General features: G+C 51.8%; 4 protein-coding genes and 1 pseudogene. All 5 read left to right on the plus strand.

Features of this window, described 5'->3' with window-relative positions; genetic code table 11:
- Nucleotides 1-337: pseudogene (locus tag Q7V06_RS01440) on the plus strand (succinyl-CoA synthetase subunit beta); the annotation flags it as partial.
- Nucleotides 334-1,209, plus strand: coding sequence for a succinate--CoA ligase subunit alpha (sucD, locus tag Q7V06_RS01445; protein WP_304836997.1), 876 nt, complete (start codon nt 334-336; stop codon nt 1,207-1,209). The pseudogene Q7V06_RS01440 and the gene sucD, both read left to right, overlap by 4 nt.
- A 23-nt stretch (nt 1,210-1,232) precedes the next feature.
- Nucleotides 1,233-2,012 carry a diadenylate cyclase gene (locus Q7V06_RS01450; protein ID WP_304837000.1) on the plus strand — a complete coding sequence of 260 codons (780 nt, stop codon included), beginning with the start codon at nt 1,233-1,235 and terminating at the stop codon, nt 2,010-2,012.
- A 61-nt stretch (nt 2,013-2,073) separates the two neighbouring features.
- Entirely contained in the window at nt 2,074-3,279 is a 1,206-nt protein-coding gene (locus Q7V06_RS01455; RefSeq protein ID WP_304837003.1) for a methionine adenosyltransferase, read from the plus strand.
- Nucleotides 3,260-4,138 carry an ATP phosphoribosyltransferase gene (hisG, locus tag Q7V06_RS01460; RefSeq protein ID WP_304837006.1) on the plus strand — a complete coding sequence of 293 codons (879 nt, stop codon included), beginning with the start codon at nt 3,260-3,262 and terminating at the stop codon, nt 4,136-4,138. Before Q7V06_RS01455 ends, hisG begins: the two co-directional genes overlap by 20 nt.
- Nucleotides 4,139-4,162 lie beyond the last annotated feature (24 nt).

Below are 4,162 nucleotides of genomic sequence, written 5' to 3' on the forward strand. Positions count from 1 at the left end.
GGCGACACTTGATCTCATCGCCCATCATCATTCTGCGGCAGCCAACTTCCTCGATGTCGGCGGGGGTGCCGGGTCCGATCGCGTGATGCATGCTGTTTCGCTTGTTGCATCTGTTCCTTCTGTAAAGGTGATCGTCGTTAATCTTCTCGGTGGCATCACCCGGTGCGATGAGGTGGCACGGGGGATAATTGCTGCCGGTGTTTCCCAGCGTGTGATCGTCCGGCTTGCAGGCACAAACGAGGCTGAAGGACGTGCTCTTCTTGAGGGGGCAGGGTACATGATGCTCGATACGATGGAAGATGCGGTCGCTGCCGCTGTACAGGAGGCATCTTCATGATCTATTGTGATAAAACCACCAGGGTTCTTGTTCAGGGTGCAACCGGAAACCAGGGTGCATTTCATATCGACCTGATGAACAGGTATGCACGTGAGGTCGGCGGTGCAGGTGTCGTAGCCGGGGTAACTCCGGGCAAAGGTGGCCGTGATATTCATGGTGTCCCTGTCTATGATACGGTCCGCGAGGCACAGGCGGTGCATGACACAACCGCATCTGTCATCTTCGTCCCGGCAGGAGCTGCTGCTGATTCGATCATGGAGGCCTCCGATGCCGGAGTCGAGACGATAGTTGCTATCACCGAGCATATTCCTGTCCATGATGTGATGCGGGCAATCGCCTATGCACGGTCCTGCGGGTCTGTTGTTATCGGCCCAAACTGCCCTGGTCTCCTCTCTCCGGGTGAATGTAAACTCGGTATCATGCCATCCCCGCTCTTCAAAAGAGGACCTGTTGGCGTCATCTCCCGGAGTGGAACACTCACCTATGAGGTTGTTGATGAACTGACCCGTTCCGGGATCGGCCAGAGTACTGTTGTTGGTATCGGGGGCGACCCGGTCATCGGCGAGACCTTCGTCGACTGTATCGAAGAGTTTAGTGAAGATTCATATACAAAAGCCGTCATTCTCATTGGTGAGGTTGGTGGTGCCCTTGAGATCGATGGCGCAGAAGCCGCCCTCTCGCTCGATATGCCTCTGATTGCGTATATTGCAGGTATCTCTGCTCCAAAAGAGAAACGAATGGGTCATGCGGGTGCGATCATTGAGGGCGGAGAAGGGGATGCGGCATCGAAGATCAGGCGGCTACAGGCGATGGGTATCTGTGTTGCCACACGCCCTTCAGAGCTTCCAAAATATATTGCAGAACTGATATGATCGTGAAGAAGGAACACGTATTGATGGCATCAGCCGTAGAACTTGCACGAACAGTGGATGCCATTGCAATCCTGTCGTTTCTTGATTCAATGCCGGCTGAGGCGGAAATACCTGTTATCTGGGTGAAAGAGCACCAGCCCGATCTGATGATCAAAAAGAATATGCAGGAGCTTCTTGAGTTCTGTGAGCATCATATCCTTGATGCGGTGGTCCAGTATCATCTCAGAACCGAGATATCATCCGGAACTATCATTGGGGTCTTCCCGTTTGCCATACTCATTTATGATGTTGGAGAAGGGCGTGATTACCTCGATCTCATAAGCTACCGGGATATCGTAGCACCTGAGATTCTTCACTCAGCACTCACACTCGCACTTGAAATCGCGCATGAAGGGAGAGAAGGAAGAAACATCGGAACCGCCTTCATCATCGGTGATGGTTCATCTCTCCTTGCCAGATCACATCAGGCGATCTTAAACCCCTATGCAGGTCATCCCCTCTCTGTCTGTGATATCAGGAACCGGGAGAACTGGGAGAGCGTAAAAGAGTTTGCCCAGCTGGATGGCGTCTTCATCATCACAAAAGAGGGCTATATCATCGCTGCGGGGAGATACATTGATGCCGATTCACGCGGTGTGAGCCTTCCTTCAGGTTTAGGGGGACGGCATATGGCAACTGCTGCTATCACACGGGACGTACCTTCTGTTGGAATCACCGTATCTGAGAGCGGGGGGTTAATCAGGGTCTTCCGTGATGGGACCTGCAGGCTTACGCTTCGTTCTGAGGTGGTGCTCACCAGATGAACAATGTTAAATCAAATACAGTCTTTTTTTATGTACTGACTTAATCCAATTGAGGTTTCTCATGAAACGCACTATCAACGTTGAATCTCTTCGGCAGATGCCGATTGAAGAACAGGCTATAGAACTTGTTGAACGTAAATGCATCGGGCACCCCGACAGCATTGCAGACGGAGTGGCAGAGGCGATCAGCCGTGCGCTCTGCAGGGAATATGAAGACCAGTGTGATGCTGTCCTCCACCACAACACTGATCAGGGAGAGGTTGTTGCCGGTGCATCCCTGCCATCGTTTGGCGGTGGCAGGATCGTCAGGCCAATCTACCTTCTGCTGACCGGGAGGGCGACAAAATGTTTCAATGGCACAGTAATCCCAACCGATGCAACAGCCGTTGAAGCAGCCCGAACCTATCTTAAACAAACCCTTCCGACCCTGAATATGGAGCGGGACATCATCGTCGACTGCAGAATGGGTGACGGTTCGACCGATCTCTGCGATGTCTTCCGCACATGTGGCGGAAATGCGGTACCTCGTGCAAATGATACTTCCTTTGGTGTCGGACATGCTCCATTCTCTGAGGTGGAGCAGATCATTTTGGCAATGGATGAGGAGATCGCCTCAGTTCTCAGGCCAAAAAATCCGATGATAGGGTATGATCTGAAGATTATGGGGCTGCGTCATGGTGATCAGATGACCTACACCATCGCCTCTGCGATGGTTGACCGGTACTGCTCATCCATCAACGACTATGTTGAGGTGACTGAGATCATGAAGGAGGAGCTTGAGGCTGTCGCACGGCGGTATACGAAACGGAGGGTGTCTGTTGCGGTGAACACAGCTGATGATATTAAAAGTCAGAGTCTCTTCCTGACGGTCAACGGTACCTCCGCAGAGATGGGCGATGACGGATCTGTCGGCAGAGGTAACCGGGTGAATGGATTAATTACACCAAACCGCCCGATGAGCATGGAAGCAGCCAGCGGAAAGAATCCAATCAACCATATCGGTAAGATCTACAACCTGCTCTCAACCGAAATTGCGAAGGAAGCCTGTGGTAAAGTAGATGGCATCACCGAGATGTATGTCCGTCTCCTCTCGCAGATCGGACATCCGATCGATCATCCGCTCGTTGCCAGCGTCCAGGTCATACCGGCTGATGGTGCTGACTTTGGCAGCATCTCACGTGAAGTCGAGGAGATCGTCAATAACCGGCTTGCGAATATCTCCAGTATCACCGAGAGGGTCATTAAAGGTGAACTCAAGACCTTCTGATCTTCTCAGGCTTGCAATTCCAAACAAAGGAAGGATTGCAGAGCCGATATCGAATCTCATAGAGAAGAGCGGCATTCATATCATAAACGGTGGGGATCGACAGCTGATTGCAAAGACTGTTGATCCGCATATCGAGATCCTTTATGTCCGTCCGATTGATATCCCTGAGTATGTAGCACAGGGTGTTGCTGATCTCGGGATCACCGGTCTTGATATGGTTGCAGAGCGGGGATCAGATGTTGTTGAACTGCTTGATCTCCGGCTGGGCAGGGCACGTCTCGTCGTTGCTGTTCCGGAAGATTCAGAGTATTCGGATCTCCGTGATCTATCCGGAAAAAAGATAGCAACCGAGTTTCCAGGTATCACACGATCATTTTTTGGAGATCGTGGGATTGATGTATCGGTCGTCTCGGTCTCAGGTGCCTGTGAGGCTGCCCCTCATCTTGGAATTGCGGATGCAATTGTTGATCTGACGAGCTCCGGGACCACCCTCAGTACGAACCATCTTGTGATCCTTGCGGATGTCTTTTCGAGTTCTACCTGGCTCATCGCAAACAGGAGTTCATCAACACTGCATAAGGAGAAGATTGATGAAATTACGCTTGCTCTTGACAGTGTGATACGGGCGAAAGGCCAGTGTTACCTGATGATGAACGTCCGGCGCGAATGTCTCGATGAGATCCGCTCTATGCTTCCCGGCCTCTCCGGGCCAACGGTGATGGATGTGGCATCTGAACAGAACCTCGTTGCGGTTCATGCTGTTGTTGCAGAAGAGAGGGTGTACCAACTTATCAACACGGTAAAACGTGCCGGGGCAAAGGATATCCTCGTGATGGATGTCCAGCGAATGATTCCGTGATAACTATGGAGATCTTTCCTGCGG

Origin of the sequence: Methanocalculus sp., from assembly GCF_030651615.1 — an archaeon.
Taxonomy (GTDB): domain Archaea; phylum Halobacteriota; class Methanomicrobia; order Methanomicrobiales; family Methanocorpusculaceae; genus Methanocalculus.

Coding starts and splice junctions, on each gene's coding strand:
- sucD (WP_304836997.1), top strand. CDS start 334: ATGATCTATTGTGATAAAACCACCAGGGTTCTTGTTCAGGGTGCAACC.
- Q7V06_RS01450 (WP_304837000.1), top strand. CDS start 1,233: ATGGCATCAGCCGTAGAACTTGCACGAACAGTGGATGCCATTGCAATC.
- Q7V06_RS01455 (WP_304837003.1), top strand. CDS start 2,074: ATGAAACGCACTATCAACGTTGAATCTCTTCGGCAGATGCCGATTGAA.